This window comes from Microbacterium sp. CFH 31415 (assembly GCF_022538185.1).
Classification (GTDB): Bacteria; Actinomycetota; Actinomycetes; order Actinomycetales; family Microbacteriaceae; genus Microbacterium.
Genome location: NZ_JAKYXC010000010.1, coordinates 193,914 through 211,821 on the forward strand (window position 1 = coordinate 193,914; position 17,908 = coordinate 211,821).

The following is a 17,908-nucleotide window of genomic DNA, read 5'->3' on the forward strand; positions in this document are numbered from 1 at the left end:
CATGCATCCCGACCTGTCTCCCGAGTCCAAGGCGCTGCGGCGGGAGCTGCGCGCCTATTTCGCCGAGATCATCAGCGATGAGGACCGCCGCGAGCTCATGCACCAGACCGAGGGGGGCCCGACGTTCGACCGGATCCTGCGGCGCATGGGCGCCGACGGGTGGCTCGGCCTCGGCTGGCCGACCGAGTACGGCGGCCGCGGCGTCGATCCCGAGGCACAGTACGTGTTCTACGACGAGGTCATCCGTGCCGGGGCGCCGCTGTCGCTCGTGTCGCTGAACACCGTGGCCCCTGCGCTCATGCGCGACGGCTCTGAGGAGCAGAAGCGGTTCTTCCTGCCGAAGATCCTCACCGGCGAGCTGATGTTCGCGATCGGCTACACGGAGCCGAGCGCGGGCACCGACCTCGCGTCGCTGCGCACGAGCGCCCGCATCGAGGGCGACGAGTTCGTCATCAACGGCAACAAGATCTTCACGAGCGCCGGCGTCTACGCCGATTGGATCTGGCTCGCCGTGCGCACCGACCCCGATGCACCTGCGCACAAGGGCATCAGCGTCGTGCTGGTGCCGACGACGACGCCGGGCTTCTCGGTCACCGAGATCCACACGGTCGGCGGCATCAGCACGTCGGCCACCTACTACGAGAACGTACGGGTGCCGCTCACGAACCTCGTCGGCGAGCTCAACGGCGGCTGGAGCCTGATCACCAATCAGCTCAACCACGAGCGTGTGGCGCTCGCCGCACGTGGCGGCATCGGCAACGAGCTGTTCGATGCCGCAAGCGAGTGGGCGCGCACCACGTCGTTCGGCCCCGGCGTCGTCGCCGACATCCCCTGGGTGCAGTCCACGCTCGGCGAGGCGTACGCGCTGCTGTCGGCCTCCGACCTCATCAACCTGCGACTCGTCGCCGACATCTCCGCGAACACGCTCACCGGCGGCGACTCGTCGGCGGCGAAGGTGGTCGGCACCGAGACGGTGGTCGAGGTCTACGGCATGTTGCAGGAGGTGCTCGGCGTGGCCGGACTGCTCCGCCCCGACAGCGAGGGTGCGGTGGCCGCGGGCCGCATCGAGACGCTCGCGCGCCGCGCGCAGAACAACACGTTCGGAGGCGGGACGAACGAGGTGATGCGCGACCTCGTCGCCGCGAAGACCCTCGGCATGACGCTCGCGCCCCGCCGCAGCGACAGGAAGGCTCAGTGATGGACTTCGAGTATCCGGAGGACGTGCGCGAGGCCCAGTCCCTCGCCGACGACGTGTTCGCAGGCCTCGCCGGCGTGGAGCGGGTCAAGCATGTGGAGAACGAAGGAGGCGGGTTCGATGAGGAGCTGTGGGCAGCCGTCGTCGAGACGGGCCTGCTCGGCTTGGCGATCCCTGAGGAGCACGGTGGAGCCGGCCTCGGCATGCTGGGACTGACCGCGGTGCTCGAACGACACGGCCGCTACGTCGCCCCCATCCCGCTCGCCGCCTCCGTCAGCATGGCGCTCCTGCCGCTGTCCCGCTTCGGCACAGCAGCCCTGCGCGACCGATGGATGCCGGCGGCGCTTGCCGGCGATGTCCTCCTCACGAGCGGAATCGACGCCGCGACCACGGGCGACGCGGCGCTGAGCAGCACACCCGACGGCGACGGCTGGCGCCTCACCGGGACGCTCGAGGCGGTGCCCGCCGGAACGCAGGCAGCCGGCATCCTCGTCGCGTTCACGGGCGAGGGCGCCGTGCGCGCAGCGATCGTGCCCCTCGATCGAGACGGCATCAGCCGCGCATCCGTTGCCGTCACGTCGCGCGCGGCCCATGCCCGCGTGTCGTTCGACGAGGTCCGGGTGGAAGCCGGCGACCTGCTCGGCGACGACGCCGAGCCCGTTCGGTGGGCACGCGCTGCCGGGCGCGTCGCCTACGCCGCCCTCCAGGTGGGTGTATGCGAAGAGGCCATCGCGCGCGCGGCCGCGTACACCAGTCAGCGCGAGCAGTTCGGCCGGCCGCTGTCGACGAACCAGGCGGTGACGCAGCGCGCCGCGGACGCCCACATGGACGCCGAGCGCATCAAGGTCACCACCCGCCGCGCGGCGTGGCTCGTCGACCGCGACGATCCCGCGGCGGCTTCGGCGGTGCTCGTCTCGGCGTGGTGGGCGTCCAAGGGCGGACTGCGCGCGGTGCACGCCACGCAGCACCTCCACGGCGGGCTGGGCGCGGACATCGAGTACCCCATCCACCGCTACTTCCTGTGGGGACGCCAGCTGGCGTTCTCGCTCGGCACCGCCGCATCACTCAGCGCCGAACTCGGCGCAGACCTCGCCTCGCTTCCTCGGATCGGAGCCCCCGCATGACACACCCCACGCCCCGCCTCGCCATCGTCACCGGAGCCAGCCGCGGGCTCGGCCGCGCATTCGCCCGTCGCCTCGCAGCGGAGGGCATCGCGGTCGCCGCGGTCTCCCGCACTCTCCGGTCGGGCGACGGCGCCCTCGAGGGCTCACTCGAGGAGACCGTCGACCTGATCCGCGCCGACGGCGGACGGGCGCGGGCCTACGCCGTCGACCTCGGCGACCCCGACCTGGACCGCGCCGAGCTGGTGACCCGCATCGAAGCGGACTTCGGCCTCACTGTCGACGCCCTCGTCAACAACGCCGCGGCCGCCCGCCGGTACGACGTGCTGTTCTCCGACATGCGCCGCGAATGGTTCCAGGACTCCATCGAGACGAACGTGTGGAATGCGTGGGATCTCGCCGCCGCCGTCATCCCCGGCATGCGCCGCCGCGGCGCCGGCTGGATCGTGAACATCTCCTCCCGCCAGGCCGGCCCGCGCGTCGGCCCGCCGTTCGCCCCCCACCCGCTCGCGGGTTCGGTGCTCTACGGAGGCACGAAGGCGATGATCGATCGCATGAGCACGGGCGCGGCGATGGAGCTGTACGAGGACAACATCGCCGTCAACTCCCTCGCGCCGAACCGAGGCGTCGCGACGGCGCACGCCGCCCAGGCCGTCCCCGGCTGGCCGTCCGAACCCGAGGAGACGATGGCGGAGGCAGCCCTCGCCCTCGTGACCGGCGACCCGAAGGTCCTGACCGGCCGCATCGCCTACAGCCTGCCGCTGCTGAAGGAGCTCGACCGCCCCGTCCACACGGTGGACGGCCGCGAGCTGGTGCCCGGCTGGCAGCCCGCGGACATGGACGCGAGCACCTTTCTAGGTCACTACCTGACCTTCGCGCCGCCCGGCGCCATTCCCAAGGCGCTGCTTGAGGGAGCCTCCCGGTGACCGGCGACGTCCGGCTCCCCGACGCCGTCGGACTCGACGGCCGGACAGCCCTCGTCACCGGCGGAGGCAACGGCATGGGGCTCGCCACCGCCCTCCTGCTCGCCGACGCCGGATGCGACGTCTCGATCGTCGACGTGGATGCCGCGGCCGCCGAGGCCGCCGCCGAGCAGGTGCGCTCGCGCGGCCGGCGCGCCGCCGCGATCACGGCTGACATGAGCACGACGGAGGCGCCCGCGCGCGCCGTCGCCGAGACGGTCGACGCCCTCGGTGAACTCAGCGTCGCCGTGAACTTCGCGGGTGGCACGGCGGGCGTCATGAAGCCCTTCCTCGACATCACCCCGGAGGAGTGGCAGCGCCCTCTCGCCCTCAACCTCACTTCCACGCTCCTGTCGTGCCAAGCGCAGGCACTGTCGATGATCCGCGGCGGCCGGGGCGGCACGATCGTGACGGTCGGCTCGTCCAGCGGCATCACCGCCGCGCCGAACCTCGCCGGCTACGGTGCGGCGAACGCCGCCGTCATCCACCTCACCAAGACGATGGCGCTGGAGCTGGCGCCGTACGACATTCGCGTCAACTGCCTCGTTCCCGGGACCCACTGGTCAGCGGGAACGCGGCATCGCGCCACGAGCCCGGACTCCCCTCCCGGCACGCGCGAGTTCTTCCAGACGGCCGAGCGGGTCACGCCCCTCGGCCACCTCGGCGAGCCCGCGGAGACAGCAGGCGTCGCCCTGTTCCTCGCGTCGGAGCTGTCGCGCTACATGACGGGACACCATGTGGTCTCGGACGGCGGCATCCTCCACACCACCGCGCGACCGGCCTTCGGCGCGCCTCGCACCCCGGACGCAGTGACGGCGGCGCTGGGCGCTGTGAAGGAGGAGAACGATGAGTGACCTGCGCATCATCGACATGCACGCGCACGTGCAGCGCAGCGACGCGCACGGGCACGAGATCCGCGACTACTTCCTGGGGCCCGCCCTGGTGAAGCCGGGCGCGCCGAACCTCGGAACCGTCGACGAGGTACGCGAGATGATGGCGGCCACCGGCATCTCCGAGGTCAACATGCTCCAGTTCACGTGGAGCGGCCGCTACCTCCGCCACGGGCGCTACACGCTGCCCGACGACCCCGCGGATGCCGCGGCCGGGGAGGAAGAACTGCGTCGACGCGCCGCGCGTCGGGCATCGGACAACAACGCCTGGGCCGCCTCCGTGCACGCCGAGGACGCGCGCTTCACGTTCTTCGCGGGTGTGAACCCGGTCGTGATGGGGGCCGAGGGCGCAGCCGAGGAAGCGCGCAGGCGTGTCGCCCAGGGCGCGCTGGGCATCAAGATCGTGCCTAGCGACATGGGCATCTCGGGCGACGACACACTGCTGTTCCCGCTGTACGAATACTGCGTCGAGGCCGGCGTACCGGTGCTGACCGAGACGGGCGGCCACAGCCCGCACTGCCAACCGGCACCGTTCGGCGCCGCTCTGGGGGCGTTCCCTGGTCTGCGGATCGTCTTCGCGCACTGCGGTCACGACCGCGAGCTGGGCGGCGCGCTCGACCAGGAGGTGCTGGAGCTCGCTGCCCGCCACGAGGGCGTCTACGGCGACACGTCACTGCGCCTGCACGAGGTCGCCGACGGGACAGTCAGCGCGGATGACATGGTGCGTTTCCTGCGTCGTATCGGGTTCGACCGGCTGATGTTCGGCTCCAACTACATCTTCTGCGACGTCCTCCCCACCCGGCCCGGTCACGTCGCGGCGCCGGACCACGTCGACCCGCGGTTCACGCAGGTCTGGAAGTCGGTGCAGGTCCTGCGCACGCTGCCGGTCGGCGACGACGAGCGTGAGCGTCTCGCGTCCGGCACCTTCCTCGAGCTCACTCGATCCTGACGCCGCGCGCAGAACGCCCCGTCCCGCGAGAGCGGGACGGGGCGTTCTTGTGCGTCGATCAGTTCTGCGGGTGGTACTGCCCGTCGATGACCGGCGACGGGACGACCATCGCGAACTCCTCCGCACCGGCGTCGGGCGCGTGGCTCGTGCTGGAGAATACGTAGTGCCCGAGGATCGCGGTGTCGGCGACGTCCGTCACCTTCGGGTCCTCGATCGCCTTCGCGATCGCCGCCGCGTCGTCGGCGCTGTCGAGGTGCTCGGCAGCCGCCTTGATGAGGCGCAGCGCGTCGTAGTTGTACGCGAGGATGAGCGTCGCCTTGATCGGTCCGAGCTCGAGCATCGCGTCGACCGCCTCATTCACGAGCGTCGCGTCGTCCTGGTGCACGGTGCTGTTGTAGACCTGCATCACCAGGTTCTTCACCTGGTCGGTGCCGAGCACGCCGCTGGGCGGTTCGGTGGAGACGAGGCCCGTAGCCGCGACCGAGGTGTTTCCCGCGATGGGCACATCCCAGGCGAGCTTCTCCATGCCCTGCAGCACATAGCCCAGAGGTGCACCGTAGGCGTCGAGCATGAGGACGTCGGGGTCTTCCGCCTTGAGCTTCTCCAGCTGCGGAGTCATGTCGAGCGCCGCGACGTCGTACTCCTCGTTGCCGACGATGGTGAACCCATCGGCCGCGAAGACCTCGTCGGACATCTTGCCGTACAGCTCGCCATACGAGCTCGAGCCGTGGAGGATGCCGACGGACTCGTAGCCCTGCTCCTTGAAGTAGGCCGAGACACCGCGGATCTGGTCCGCGGCCGAAACCGACAGGTCGAAGTTGAGGGGGAACTGGGCGGGGTCGGCCGAGCCTGAGGTCGGGCCGATGTTGAAGGAAAGGATGCCCGCCTGCGAGATGATGGGCAGCGTCGCGTCGGCGACCGTCGACGGGCCGGAGTTGAGGATCGCATCCGGCGGCGTGTCGGAGTTGATCGCCTCTCGCACGAGGGTGACGGCCACCGTCGGGTCGGCCTGGTCGTCGACGACTGTCACCTCGATCTCGCGACCCAGGATGCCGCCGGCCTCGTTCAGGACTGCGGCGCTCGCCTCAGCAGACTGCACGGATGTGCTGGCGTTGTTGCCGAGGGCACCCTCGGCGCTGATGCCGCCGAGGACGAGTACACGGTAGGGCTCGGCGTTCTCGCCGTCCCCGCCATCTCCCCCGTCTCCGCCTGCACCACCGGCGCAGCCGGAGAGCGCGAGTGCGGTGACGGCGGCGACGGCAAAGCCGGCGGCCCGTGCTGCTCGGGACTTTCCGAACTTCATAGTCTTCTCCTTTGAAGGGGCTGCTCCGGTGGACGGCCGGAGCGGGTCACCACGCGGATGCCGCGGCTTGGCCGGGCTACCAAGCAACCGTTAGTTTTGGACTGTAGCACAGCGATTTCGTCAAGTCACCAATCGCTTGCTTGGTGGATGAATCGTTCGGTGCTAGCGTCCCCGAAGGGCAGGGTCGCACCGGCGCGACCCTGACGACACCGGGGAGACGACCGTGACGACGCACGACCTTCAGCGGACGCAGGACCACCTCGAGCTGCTCACCCTGGAGGCCCGCTACGCCAGCACCTGGGACTGCGGTGACGCAGCGGGATGGGCCGGCGTGTTCACTGCGGACGGCACATTCGAGATCACAGCCGTCGGCGAACGACCGCCCGTGGTGGTGCGCGGCCGGCAGGCTCTGGCTGCCTTCTGCGCGGACTTCACGTCGTCCACCCAGGGGGTGCACCTTCCGTCGCTCCCTCTCCTCGAGATCTCGAGCGAGACCGCCAGCGGAACAGTCCCGTTTCACTTCGTCGGCATCTCGCGCCTGCGCCCCGATCACACGGTGTCGCGCTCGGCGAGTGGGACGTATCGGGTGGAGTATCGCCGCACCGCGGACGGGTGGCGGATTCATCGCCGGGTGGAGACCGCGCTGATCAGCAGCCGCGCCGAGCACTTCGGAAGCTGATCACGATGACCGCGACCACGCCCGCTCTGACTCGGCTCTTCACCCCCATAGATGTGGGACCGATGCGGGTGCGCAACCGCGTGGTGTCGACCGCCCACCTGACGAACTTCGCCGCCGACGGCCTGCCTACTGTCCGTCATCGCGAATACTGGCGGGCGAAAGCGCGCGGCGGGGTCGGCCTGATCATCACCGAGGGCTCGCTCGTCCACCCCTCGTCGCGTACCCCTGACACGAAGTTCATCGAACTGTGGCGCGATGAGGTCGTCGGACCGCTGCGCGAGATCGGGGCGGCCGTGCGCGCCGAGGGTGCGGCGCTCGTCGCCCAGCTGAACCACATGGGGGTCGGCTGGACCGCGTCGCCGTGGATGCGGCCGAACGGGATGCGCGCCCACGGCATGACCCGCGTGGAGATCGACGAGGTGGTCGCGGGTTTCGCGGCAGCGGCCCGCAGGATCCGAGAGGCTGGTCTCGACGGGATCGAGATCCATGCCGCACACGGCTACCCGATCGAGCAGTTCCTCTCGCCGCTGACCAATCGCCGCTCCGATGAGTACGGCGGAAGCGAAGCGGCGCGCATGCGCATGCTCATCGACGTCATCCGCGCGGTGCGTCTGGCCGCAGGTCCGGACCTTGCGGTGGGCATCCGGGTGGGCGGCGACCAGTTCACGCCCGGCGGCCTCGACCTCGACGACATGCGCCGGATCGTGCCGGAGGTGCTCGCGCAGGCGCCGGTCGACTTCGTGAACGTCAGCTTCTACCGCAACCATCGATTCGGCCCGGGCGGCAATTCCATCGTTCCGATGTACGTCCCCGAGGGGCGGTTCGTCGATCTCGCGCAGGGGATCAAAGAGGTCGTCGACGTCCCCGTCTTCTGCGTGAACCGAATCGTCGATCCCCGCATGGCGGAGGAGATACTGACCGCCGGCCAGGCGGACATGGTCGCGATGACGCGCGCGCACATCGCCGACCCCGAGCTGTCGCGAAAGGCGGCAGAGGGGCGCTTCGACGAGATCCGCCCGTGCATCGGGGTGAACGAGGGATGCCTGGGGCAGGTCATGAGCGGAGCAGCCAGTCCGCTCACCTGCGCCGTCAACCCCTCGGCAGGGCACGAGCATGAGCGCGTCGACCCCGCCGGCGTCTCGCTCGCCGTGGCCGTGATCGGCGGAGGAATGGCCGGCATGGAGCTCGCACGCGTCGCCGCAGGCCGCGGGCACCGCGTGCGGCTCTTCGAATCCGAGGACCGTCTCGGCGGCCAGCTGGCACTGGCCGCACGCATCCCCGGGCTGAAGGACATGGGCAGGCCGGTCGCCTACTACGAGCGCCAGTTCGAGCTCCTCGGCGTGACGATCGAGCTCAGCAGGCGTGTGGGTCAGGACGACCTGGCAGCCATCGGGGCCGATGTCATCGTCGTGGCTACCGGCAGCCGGGGTGCCGACTGGGCCGAGACGGGGCTGTCGAGGGAGCCCCGTCTGCCGTGGCTCACCGCGCGGGACGCCTTCGACGCCGGTCGGCCGGGTCACCGCATCCTCATCTACGCGACCGACCAGACGATGGAGCCGCTCGGACTGGCCGACCGGCTGGCGACGGACGGCGCCCAGGTCGCCCTGGCCACGCCGGCACCGGGGCTCGGCGCGCTGGTGGAGAACGTCACCCGGCCGTTCATCCTCGATCGGCTCACGCGCAACGGCGTGGAGCTCGCCATCCTGAGTCGCCTCCAGACGACCGCGGAAGCCACTCTGCTCGTGCGCGGAGACCGCGGCGATCACGATGTGGACGTTGCTTCGGAGTACGACCTGCTGGTCGTCGCCGGCGGAGCGGTCGCGGTCGACGACCTCGGCTGTGCCCCCGCGGGCGGAAGGCCCGTCCACGTCATCGGCGACGCCTTCGCGCCCCGCAAGCTCGTCGCGGCCACACAGCAGGCCTGGGAACTCGGAAGGACATTGTGAACACGACACCGCAGAGCATCGACGTCGCACTCGTCACGGGTGGATCGGGCGGCATCGGCGCCGCCATCGCCCGCCGACTGGCCGCTGAAGGCACCACGGTCATCGTGACCTGGCGGTCCAGCGAGCCGACCGAGCTCCTCGCGGAGCTCGGTGCCGGTGCGGAGGCGCACCGGCTCGACGTCACGGACGCGGCCGCGGCATCCGCTCTCATCGCCGACATCGTGGATCGCCACGGCAGGCTCGACGCGCTCGTCCACGCGGCCGGCCCCCACGTGCCGATGATCCACCTCTCAAAGGTCACACCGGCCCAGTTCGCCGATCAGGTGCACCAGGATCTCGTCGGCGCATTCACGGTGATGAGCGCAGCACTTCCCGCGCTGCGCGCCTCTGCAGGCTCGATCGTGGCAGTGACCACGGCGGCGACGCGCCGCTATCCCGTGCGCGACGGCTTGTCCGCGGCTCCGAAGGGCGGAGTCGAGGCGCTCGTCATGGGCATCGCCGCGGAGGAGGGCCGTTACGGAGTGCGAGCGAACTGCGTCGGCCCGGGCATGCTCGACGACGGCATGTCCGCGCGGCTCATGGCTTCCGGCGAACTCGACGAGCGCGCCCTCGAGGTCACCCGTGCGAACATCCCGCTCCGGCGGTTCGGCACGTCCGCCGATATCGCCGAAGCGGTGGCCTTCCTCGCCTCGCCCCGCGCGGGGTTCATCTCGGGCCAGAAGCTCGATGTGGACGGCGGCTACGGCGTGTGAGCCATGGTCACACGCCCCCCGCCTCTTCCTCCAACTCACACAGGAGGCGCTGACGCATCCACTCGATGCGGTCCGCCTCATCGTTCCAGTACTTCGCCGACCATTCGCACGACAGAGCCGCGTAGTGCCACGCCGGGACTTCCTGCGCGCGCCGGCCGTGCGCGGCCGCCTTCTCGGCGCGACGCCGCGATTCGTCGCGGTGATCGGCGAGCATCGCCACGAGCCGACGTCGGTCGCCGTTGTGCGCCGCCCACAGACGCAGCACGGCGGGGTTCTTCAGCACCACGGGCTCGAGAACAGGATCATCGGCCCACTCCGCCATCGCGGTCTGTCCGGCGTCGGTGATCGCATAAAGGCGTCGGGCCTTGGCTTCGTGCGTCTGCTCCACGCGCGAAATCGCGAGGCCTGCCTCCTCCAGTCTGCGCAGCTCGGAGTAGATCTGGCTCTGCGACGGCGCCCAGTAGAAGAAGGCGAGACTCTGGTCCGCCCAGCGCTTGACGTCGTAGCCGGTCATCTCCTCGCCGAACGAGAGGATTCCCAGCACCGCGCGCGCCGTCGCGGGCAGTTCCCCGCCCTTGGGATGGATCGCCACTTGACCTCCTAGAGACAGCATGCAATATTCCTAACAGACCTATACCTAATAGTCATAGATCGAAGGACATCTCATGGACGAGACGCAGCGCATGCTGGACCTGCTGAACTCCACTTTCCCCGACCTTGCCTCCATGTCGCCCCGCGAGGCACGGGAAGCCGCGGACGCGCGGGTTCGTCCCGCCCCGAACCCCGAAGACGTGGCGGCCACCGACGACCAGGTCCTGTCCGCCGACGGTCATGACGTGACCATCCGGATCTACCACCCGCACGACCGCGACCCGGGGATGCCCCTGACTGTCTACGCGCACGGCGGTGGTTTCCTCCACGGCTCGATCGCCAGCCACGACAGCTTCTGCCGCCGCTGGGCGAAGGGAACCGGGTCCACCGTCGCGTCGGTGGAGTACCGGCTGGCGCCGGAGCACCGGCCCGCGGATGCTGCCGCCGATGTCGCCGCCGCGGCGCGGTGGGCAGCCGCCCTCTCGCCCACGGGGACGGTCCTGCTCGCCGGAGACAGCGCCGGCGCGACCGCCGCCGCCCAGGCCTCGCTCGTGCTCGCAAAGGATCCGGTCGGGATCCTCGCCGGACAGGTGATCGCCTATCCCATGCTCGACCCGGAGTGCGCGTCGGAGTCCCATCGGACGCGCGCCACCGGGTACTTCGTCACGCACCGCCAGATCCGCTACTACTGGGACACCGCACTCACGGGCGGCACGCCCTCCGGCGAGGACACCCCGTGGCTCGCAGACAGCCTTCCGACCCTCCCCGCCACGATCGTGGTCATCGGCGGGCTGGACGTCCTCTCCGACGAGGGACGGGAGTACGCCTCACGGCTGCGTGCGGCCGACACGCCTGTCATCCTGCGCGACTACCCCGATCAGTTCCACGGCTTCCTCACGATGCCCGGATACGGACCAGGCGAGTCCGCCCGCGAGCTGCTCTGGTCCGACATCCGGGCGACGTTCTCCACCGCGCGGGCCGCGGACCCGGCAACCACTTCACCCACCGAACTCGCACACGAAGGAGTGTCCTCATGACCCACGACGCCGACATCATCGTCGTCGGTGCCGGACTCGCTGGCATCTACACCAGCATCCACGCCGACCGTGCCGGCCTGAGCATCATCGGCTTCGATGCCGCAGGCGACGTGGGAGGCACCTGGTACTGGAACCGCTACCCGGGAGCCCGCTGCGACGTCGAGAGCATCGACTACTCATTCTCGTTCGACCCGGAGCTCGAGCAGGAGTGGCGGTGGACGGAGCGCTACGCGGCTCAGCCCGAGATCCTCGCGTATCTCAACCACGTCGCCGACCGATACGACGTGCGCCGCCACTTCACGTTCGGCCGGCGCGTCGCCTCAGCCGACTGGGACGAGGCCACGCAGCGCTGGACCGTGCGCACACACGAGGGCGACGAGGCCCGTGCACGCTGGGTGATCATGGCGAGCGGCTGCCTCTCGGCCCCGCATCTGCCCGCCATCCCCGGCCGGGACGACTTCGCCGGCGAGGTGTATATGACCGCGGCCTGGCCTCACGAGAAGGTGGACTTCACCGGCAAGCGCGTCGCACTCATCGGCACGGGCTCCTCGGGCATACAGTCATTGCCCCTCATCGCCGATGAGGCGGCCGAAGTGGTCGTGTACCAGCGCTCGGCGAACTACTCCGTCCCGGCCTCCAATCGCACGCTGTCCGATGAGGACTGGAAGCACGCGCTGAGCGAATATCCCGAGCGTCGCCGGAAGTCCTGGAACGGGCTCGCCGGCTCGCCATGGGGCAGCAACCCGACGCGCTACCAGGACACCCCCGAAGAGGAGCGCGACGCGATCTTCGAGGAGAGCTGGGAGCGTGGCGGCGTGCTGTTCTCCAAGGCGTTCCCGGGGCAGATGGTCGACCGCGAGACCAACGAGGCGGCACGCCTCTTCTTCGAGAGAAAGCTCGCCGAGAAGGTGAAGGACCCGCAGGTCCTGGTCGACCTCACACCGACGGACCACGCGATCGGCACCAAGCGCATCTGCACGGACACGGGCTACTACGAGACGTTCAACCGGGAGAACGTGACGCTGGTCAACCTGCGTCGCGAGCCCATTCTCAAGATCACGGCCGAGGGGGTCACCACGGAGTCCGGAGCGCGCCGGTTCGACGCGATCGTCTATGCGACCGGCTTCGACGCCATGACGGGGGCGCTCACCTCGATCGACATCCGCGGCCGCGACGGGCGGCTGCTGCGCGACGAGTGGGCCGGCGGACCGTCGACCTTCCTCGGCTTCGGCATCCCCGGCTTCCCGAACCTGCTGTCACTCAACGGCCCGGGCTGCCCGAGCGTGCTGTCGAATATGGCGCTCGGGTCGGAGCAGCAGGGCGACTTCGCCCTGAGGCTGATCCAGCACTGCGACGCCCAGGGGTACACATCAGCCGAAGCCCGCGCGGACGCTGCGGCCGCGTGGACGGCGCACTCGCAGGAGCTGGCCGAAGCGACCCTCTTCGCTGAGGCGCCGAGCTGGTACATGGGCGCCAACATCGAGGGCAAGGCGCGGACGTTCCTCCCGTACCTCGGCGGATTCCGGCCATACATCGAGCGCTGCGAGGAAGTCGTGGATGCCGGGTACCGCGGGTTCGTGCTGAGTTCTCGCTGATTCGTCGCGGCGGGAGCCGAAGGCGCTAGCATTGCACAAGCAAATGCTTGGTTGAGCCACAAAGGAGTGCCATGGCCATCGACTTCGGCTTCCCCGCGGGAACCGCCCTGCTCATCACGGGGGCGGGGAGCGGCATCGGAAAGGCGACCGCGCTGCACGCCGCGCGCATGGGAGTCGCGTGCAGCGTGTGGGACATCAATCCCGACGGGCTCGGCCGCACGGTCGCCGAGCTCGACGCGATCGGCGCGCGGTCGCATTCGGTGGTCGCCGATGTCGCGGATGAGGAGGACGTACGCCGGGGCATCGCGGAGGCCACCTCCGAACTCGGCCCGATCAGCCTGCTGCACAACAACGCCGGACCGCCGTCGAGCGTGCCGCTCGCGTTCGACGAGGCGATCGTCATGTCGATCGGCAGCGTGCGACGTATGACGGAGGCCTGGGCCGCGACGGGACCCGGCGAGGGCGCAGCGATGGTCGTAACCTCCTCCGTCGCGGGCAACCTCGTGGGAACCGAGAGCGATTGGTATTCCGCATCCAAGGCCGCCCTCGCCGGCTACGTGCGCCACCTCTCGGCCCATCGCGCCCATGAGTTCCGCAGCAACGCGGTGGCGCCCGGCATGACCCTCACGCCGCGCCTCGAGCAGTTCGCGGCGAGCGACATGGGCCGGCGCATCCTGGACCGGATCCCGCTGCACCGCATGGCCTCGGCCGACGACATCGCTCTGGCGACGCTGTTCCTGCTGTCACCCGCCGCGTCCTACATCAACGGCGTGCTCCTGCCCGTGGACGGCGGATGGACGACGACCCAGTGACCGCCTCACCCATCCTCCACTCGCACACCGTCCGCCTGAGCTACGCTGACACCGATCCGGCCGGCATCCTCTACTACGCCGCCTGGTTCCCCAAGATGGAGGCCCTCCAGAGCGAGTTCCTCTTCCTTCAGGGCCTGCGGCAGGACACCCTCAAGGAGCGCTTCGGGTGGTGGACGGTCTCTCGCGCGACCGAATGCGAGTATCTCGCCGCCGCACAGCTGTTCGACGTCACCAGAATCGACCTGCGGCTCGGACGCATCGGTGCGAGCTCGTTCCGCTTCGAGTTCACGATGACGCGCGTCGACGATGACGTCGTGGTGGCGCGTGCCGCCAACACCGTCGTGACCGTGTCGCCCGAGCAGTCGACGGTGCGGATTCCAGCCGACCTGCGGGAGCGGCTGGAGGCGTGGAGTCAGCCCTGAGCATCCGCCACTCGACCCAGCAGGTCCTCGGCGTGCCCTTCGCGCACGAGGACGAGGTGCCGTTCGGTCTGCAGGAGCGCCGAGTGCAGTCCGAAGCCGCGCAGGCCGCTCCAGCCCGCGGTCCACGGCAGGCGGGAGGCGTACTCCCACACGGTGGCCTCACCCAGCTCGGGCAGCAGTCGCATCACCTCCGCCGTGCGGCGCAGGTGATGTGCGGTGAGCACGGCCCGTCGGGCACGCAATCCCTCGAACGGCTGCTCGTGGCCAGGCAGGATCAGCCAGTCGTCGTAGGGGGCGAGGCGCTCGAGCGAGGCGAGGTAGTCCGCGAGCGGATTGCTGCGCCCGAGGGTACCGAGGCCGATGCCCGAGTTGATGCCCGGGAGCACGTGATCGCCGGTGTACACGACAGCGCGGTCCGCGTCGACGAGGCACAGGTGTCCGTCGGTGTGGCCGGGCGTCATCACCACACGGAGGGAGTGGCCCGGCCAGTCCAGCTCGTCGCCGTCACCGACGACGGCGTCGGGCTCCACGTCGAGGATCAGCGGCGGACCGTCGGTGAAGGAGCGGATCATGTCGCCCTGGCGGTCGTCCGGCACTCCCCATGCCTCGAGTTGGAGCCGGTACAGGCGGGGGTCGCGGCGCTCGGGCCGCACCTGGTGCGCGAGCACCGTGCGCTCGTCCGCCGACATGATGATGCGCGCGCCGCTGAGCTCCCGCAGCCTCGGCGCGATCCCGAGGTGATCGGGGTGGTGGTGCGTCGCGACGACGGCCCGCACATCGTGGAGCGCGAACCCGATGTCCGCGAGGGACGATCGGAGTGCCCGCAGATTCGCCTCACCCGACCAGCCCGGATCCACGATGCGGATGCCGTCGGATCCCTCGAGCACGTAGGTGAGCGTGTAAGGCGGAGGCCCGCCCGGGATCGGCGAGGCGATCGCCCATACCCCGTCGCGCACACGCGCCGGGGCCGGCCGTGGGCGGAATGCCTGTGCTGGTGCCACCCCGGTACCATACCAAGCGCTTGCTCCAATGAGCGGCATGTCCTCGAGAAGCGTCAGGAGTGCGTCCTGTGACCTCCGAACCCGGACGCCGCGAACGCGCCACGATCGCCGTCCTCGCACTGAGCGGCATGCTGTCGTCGCTGCAGTTCACCCTCATGGTCCCGGCACTCCCCGACGTGCCCGCTGCTCTCGGAGTCAGCGCGAACGACGCCTCCTGGGTCGTGACGATCACCTTGCTCGCGGGGACCGTCGGCACTCCCATCGTCACCCGGATGGCGGACATGTACGGCCGCCGGCGGCTGCTCCTCATCTGCCTGGCCCTGCTGGCAGCCGGCTCCGCCCTCGCCGCCGTCGGAATGACGTTCCCCACGGTGCTCGTCGGCCGCGCGCTGCAGGGGTTCTCCGCCTCGATCGTGCCCATCGGCATCAGCCTGATGCGCGATTCGATGAGCCGCGACCGTGCGGTGGGCGGCATCGCCCTCATGAGCGGCACCGTCGGCATCGGCTCGGCTCTAGGGCTGCCCCTCTCCGGCGTGCTGGGCTCGGTCGGCGGGCTCGCCGCCATCTTCTTTTTCTCCGCGGGAGCCGCTGCTCTCTTCGTCCCGCTCGTCTGGCGGATAGTCCCCGAGTCTCCTGTCCTCGAGCGTGAGCGGTTCGACCTGACCGGCGCCCTGCTGCTGTCGGCCGGACTGACGGCCCTGCTCCTCGCGATCTCGAAGGGCTTCGTGTGGGGCTGGACCAGCCCCCCGATCCTCGGATGCGCCCTCGTCTTCGTGGTGGCGATCGCCGCGTGGATCCCTCTCCAGCTGCGCAGCCCGTCGCCGATCGTCGATCTGCGAACCTCGCTCCGCCGCCAGGTCCTACTGACCAACGTCGCCGCGTTGTTCGTCACATTCGGCATGTTCGCCAACCACCTGCTCACCACGCATGAGGCGCGGGCGCCGATCGAGAGCGGCGCCGGGCTCGGGCTCCCCACGATTCTGGGCGGCCTCACAATGCTGCCCTCGGCTCTCGCAATGGTGGGGCTGACACCGGTCGCCGCGCGAATGCTGCGGCGCCGCGGCGGCCGGGAGACCCTGATGCTCGGCTCGGCGATCATCACGCTGGCTTTCGTCTTCCGCCTGCTCGTGCACGACGGAGTCGTCGCGGTCGTCCTGGGAGCGTTCCTCGTGGGGATCGGCACCGCGTTCGCCTTCGCGGCGATGCCGACCCTCATCAGCGATGCCGTGCCGCGCGACGAGCTCGCCGCCGCCAACGGACTCAATTCGCTGGTGCGTTCGCTGTCGGGCGCGGTGACGAGCTCGCTCTTCGCGATGGTCATCGCCTCGATGCCGTGGCCGGGCAGCCCTGAATTCATCTCAGGCGACGGCCTCGCCGTCGCGTTCGCAGTGACGGCGGCGGCGACTGCGGTCGGCACGGCGATCGCATTCTTCCTCCCCCGCCCGCCTCGACTCGCCCAGGAAGCAGCAGTACTCGCATGAGCCCGAAGTCAGCCGCACTGTTCCAGCCGCTCACGCTGAGCGGCGTCACTCTTCCGAATCGCATCGGCGTCTCGCCGATGTGCATGTACGGAGCAACCAATGGCCATGCGGCGGACATGCATCTCATCCATCTTGGGCGCTTCGCCATGGGCGGCGCGGGCCTCGTGCTGGTCGAGGCGACCGCGATCGAGCCGCGCGGACGCATCTCGCACCACGACCTCGGGCTGTGGGCGGACTCGCACATTGCACCCCTCCGGCGGATCGCCGATGCGCTCCGGGCGGAGGGCACAGTCCCCGGCATCCAGCTCGCGCACGCTGGTCGACGCGCTTCGGTGCGCGAACCATGGCGCGCGGGCGCCCCGCTGGACGAGACTGATGCCGCGGCCGGATCGCCGCCCTGGCAGACAGTCGCTCCCTCGGCGGTGGAGCCCGGCCCGGGATGGCCGCGCCCGAGAGCGCTGACCGCAGCCGAGATCCGCACTTCGATCGACGAATGGGCGGCGGCCGCGCGGCGTGCGGTCGAGGCGGGCTTCGACGTCGTCGAGCTGCACGGCGCGCATGGGTATCTGCTGCACCAGTTCGTCTCGCCCCTGTCCAACCTGCGCGACGACGAGTGGGGAGGCGACGACGAGCGCCGCCTCCGGTACCCGCTCGAGGTCGTTCGGGCGGTGCGGGCCGAGATCGGCGACCGCGCGCTCCTGTACCGGGTGTCGTCGATCGACGGCCCGGAGGGAGGCCGCCGGATCGAGGAGACGGTCGCATTCGCGCACCGTCTGCGCGCGGAGGGCGTGGACCTCGTGGATGCGTCGTCCGGCGGGCTCTCCACCGACCGCTCCCGTGACCTCCGTGTTCGGCGCACGTTCGGGTATCACGCCGACTTCTCGCGCTCCGTCCGGGAGGCCGGGGCCGGCCCGGTGGCGACGACCGGATACATCGTGGACGCGGAGCAGGCCGCCATGCTGGTCGAGAACGGTGACACAGATCTCCTGCTGCTCGGTCGCGAGATGCTCGACGACCCCAACTGGCCGCAGCACGCGCGACGCCGGCTCGATGCCGAGGAAGCCGCACACTGGCACCCGCGGTTCGGCAGCGCGATCGTTCCGAGACTGGGCAGCCTCCAGCGGCTCGTCGAACGGGGAGAAGGCCCGCTCGCCCGGTTCGGCCGCTGACCG

General features: G+C 70.1%; 17 protein-coding genes. 14 read left to right on the top strand and 3 right to left on the bottom strand.

Going from position 1 to position 17,908, the window contains the following annotated elements:
* The first annotated feature begins 1 nt into the window (after position 1).
* Genes MK786_RS12855 through MK786_RS12875 form a run of 5 tightly spaced genes read left to right on the top strand, consistent with a single transcriptional unit; the run spans position 2 to position 5,117 of the window.
* Complete coding sequence (locus tag MK786_RS12855) at positions 2-1,198, top strand: acyl-CoA dehydrogenase family protein (protein ID WP_241112638.1); 1,197 nt, start codon at positions 2-4, stop codon at positions 1,196-1,198.
* A complete protein-coding gene (locus MK786_RS12860; RefSeq protein WP_241112639.1) occupies positions 1,198-2,319 on the top strand; it encodes an acyl-CoA dehydrogenase family protein in 1,122 nt (373 codons plus the stop codon). The genes MK786_RS12855 and MK786_RS12860 overlap by 1 nt, the downstream gene beginning before the upstream one ends.
* Positions 2,316-3,242 carry an SDR family NAD(P)-dependent oxidoreductase gene (locus tag MK786_RS12865; protein WP_241112640.1) on the top strand — a complete coding sequence of 309 codons (927 nt, stop codon included), beginning with the start codon at positions 2,316-2,318 and terminating at the stop codon, positions 3,240-3,242. The genes MK786_RS12860 and MK786_RS12865 overlap by 4 nt, the downstream gene beginning before the upstream one ends.
* Positions 3,239-4,132, top strand: coding sequence for an SDR family NAD(P)-dependent oxidoreductase (locus MK786_RS12870; RefSeq protein ID WP_241112641.1), 894 nt, complete (start codon positions 3,239-3,241; stop codon positions 4,130-4,132). The genes MK786_RS12865 and MK786_RS12870 overlap by 4 nt, the downstream gene beginning before the upstream one ends.
* Positions 4,125-5,117 (top strand): amidohydrolase family protein, encoded by a 993-nt coding sequence (locus MK786_RS12875; RefSeq protein ID WP_241112642.1) that lies wholly within the window; start codon positions 4,125-4,127, stop codon positions 5,115-5,117. Before MK786_RS12870 ends, MK786_RS12875 begins: the two co-directional genes overlap by 8 nt.
* A 58-nt stretch (positions 5,118-5,175) precedes the next feature.
* Here the strand turns inward: MK786_RS12875 and MK786_RS12880 are convergent, their stop codons facing one another.
* The gene (locus MK786_RS12880; protein WP_241112643.1) at positions 5,176-6,420 is read right to left on the bottom strand and encodes an ABC transporter substrate-binding protein; all 1,245 of its coding nucleotides are present in this window, start codon (positions 6,418-6,420) and stop codon (positions 5,176-5,178) included.
* A gap of 223 nt (positions 6,421-6,643) precedes the next feature.
* Here MK786_RS12880 and MK786_RS12885 point away from each other — a divergent pair, with 223 nt between their 5' ends.
* Genes MK786_RS12885 through MK786_RS12895 form a run of 3 tightly spaced genes read left to right on the top strand, consistent with a single transcriptional unit; the run spans position 6,644 to position 9,797 of the window.
* Positions 6,644-7,099, top strand: a complete 456-nt coding sequence (locus tag MK786_RS12885; protein ID WP_241112644.1) for a nuclear transport factor 2 family protein — start codon at positions 6,644-6,646, stop codon at positions 7,097-7,099.
* 5 nt (positions 7,100-7,104) lie between these two features.
* On the top strand, positions 7,105-9,045 hold the full coding sequence (locus tag MK786_RS12890) for an FAD-dependent oxidoreductase (protein WP_241112645.1): 1,941 nt from the start codon (positions 7,105-7,107) through the stop codon (positions 9,043-9,045).
* Positions 9,042-9,797, top strand: a complete 756-nt coding sequence (locus tag MK786_RS12895; protein ID WP_241112646.1) for an SDR family NAD(P)-dependent oxidoreductase — start codon at positions 9,042-9,044, stop codon at positions 9,795-9,797. Before MK786_RS12890 ends, MK786_RS12895 begins: the two co-directional genes overlap by 4 nt.
* Before the next feature lie 7 nt (positions 9,798-9,804).
* Here MK786_RS12895 and MK786_RS12900 read toward each other — a convergent pair whose 3' ends face one another.
* Positions 9,805-10,389, bottom strand: coding sequence for a PadR family transcriptional regulator (locus tag MK786_RS12900; RefSeq protein WP_241112647.1), 585 nt, complete (start codon positions 10,387-10,389; stop codon positions 9,805-9,807).
* Positions 10,390-10,462: 73 nt separating this feature from the next.
* On the opposite strand from MK786_RS12900, the gene MK786_RS12905 reads away from it, so the two are divergent.
* The 4 genes from MK786_RS12905 to MK786_RS12920 all read left to right on the top strand — a co-directional run bounded on the left by MK786_RS12905 (position 10,463) and on the right by MK786_RS12920 (position 14,254).
* Entirely contained in the window at positions 10,463-11,425 is a 963-nt protein-coding gene (locus tag MK786_RS12905) for an alpha/beta hydrolase fold domain-containing protein (RefSeq protein ID WP_241112648.1), read from the top strand.
* Positions 11,422-13,020 (top strand): NAD(P)/FAD-dependent oxidoreductase, encoded by a 1,599-nt coding sequence (locus MK786_RS12910; RefSeq protein ID WP_241112649.1) that lies wholly within the window; start codon positions 11,422-11,424, stop codon positions 13,018-13,020. The genes MK786_RS12905 and MK786_RS12910 overlap by 4 nt, the downstream gene beginning before the upstream one ends.
* Positions 13,021-13,091: 71 nt before the next feature.
* Entirely contained in the window at positions 13,092-13,832 is a 741-nt protein-coding gene (locus MK786_RS12915; protein WP_241112650.1) for an SDR family NAD(P)-dependent oxidoreductase, read from the top strand.
* Entirely contained in the window at positions 13,829-14,254 is a 426-nt protein-coding gene (locus tag MK786_RS12920) for a thioesterase family protein (protein WP_241112651.1), read from the top strand. The genes MK786_RS12915 and MK786_RS12920 overlap by 4 nt, the downstream gene beginning before the upstream one ends.
* Here MK786_RS12920 and MK786_RS12925 read toward each other — a convergent pair.
* Entirely contained in the window at positions 14,245-15,255 is a 1,011-nt protein-coding gene (locus MK786_RS12925; RefSeq protein ID WP_241112652.1) for an MBL fold metallo-hydrolase, read from the bottom strand. The genes MK786_RS12920 and MK786_RS12925 overlap by 10 nt on opposite strands.
* A gap of 68 nt (positions 15,256-15,323) precedes the next feature.
* Between MK786_RS12925 and MK786_RS12930 the strand changes: the two genes are divergently transcribed.
* Positions 15,324-16,736 carry an MFS transporter gene (locus MK786_RS12930; protein WP_241112653.1) on the top strand — a complete coding sequence of 471 codons (1,413 nt, stop codon included), beginning with the start codon at positions 15,324-15,326 and terminating at the stop codon, positions 16,734-16,736.
* Positions 16,733-17,905 carry an NADH:flavin oxidoreductase/NADH oxidase gene (locus MK786_RS12935; protein ID WP_241112654.1) on the top strand — a complete coding sequence of 391 codons (1,173 nt, stop codon included), beginning with the start codon at positions 16,733-16,735 and terminating at the stop codon, positions 17,903-17,905. The genes MK786_RS12930 and MK786_RS12935 overlap by 4 nt, the downstream gene beginning before the upstream one ends.
* The last annotated feature ends 3 nt before the right edge of the window (positions 17,906-17,908 follow it).

Bases quoted from the DNA above. Each gene is read 5' to 3' on its own strand.
- MK786_RS12880 (WP_241112643.1), bottom strand. From the start codon at position 6,420: ATGAAGTTCGGAAAGTCCCGAGCAGCACGGGCCGCCGGCTTTGCCGTC.
- MK786_RS12855 (WP_241112638.1), top strand. From the start codon at position 2: ATGCATCCCGACCTGTCTCCCGAGTCCAAGGCGCTGCGGCGGGAGCTG.
- MK786_RS12935 (WP_241112654.1), top strand. From the start codon at position 16,733: ATGAGCCCGAAGTCAGCCGCACTGTTCCAGCCGCTCACGCTGAGCGGC.
- MK786_RS12860 (WP_241112639.1), top strand. From the start codon at position 1,198: ATGGACTTCGAGTATCCGGAGGACGTGCGCGAGGCCCAGTCCCTCGCC.
- MK786_RS12910 (WP_241112649.1), top strand. From the start codon at position 11,422: ATGACCCACGACGCCGACATCATCGTCGTCGGTGCCGGACTCGCTGGC.
- MK786_RS12915 (WP_241112650.1), top strand. From the start codon at position 13,092: ATGGCCATCGACTTCGGCTTCCCCGCGGGAACCGCCCTGCTCATCACG.
- MK786_RS12865 (WP_241112640.1), top strand. From the start codon at position 2,316: ATGACACACCCCACGCCCCGCCTCGCCATCGTCACCGGAGCCAGCCGC.
- MK786_RS12875 (WP_241112642.1), top strand. From the start codon at position 4,125: ATGAGTGACCTGCGCATCATCGACATGCACGCGCACGTGCAGCGCAGC.
- MK786_RS12905 (WP_241112648.1), top strand. From the start codon at position 10,463: ATGGACGAGACGCAGCGCATGCTGGACCTGCTGAACTCCACTTTCCCC.
- MK786_RS12890 (WP_241112645.1), top strand. From the start codon at position 7,105: ATGACCGCGACCACGCCCGCTCTGACTCGGCTCTTCACCCCCATAGAT.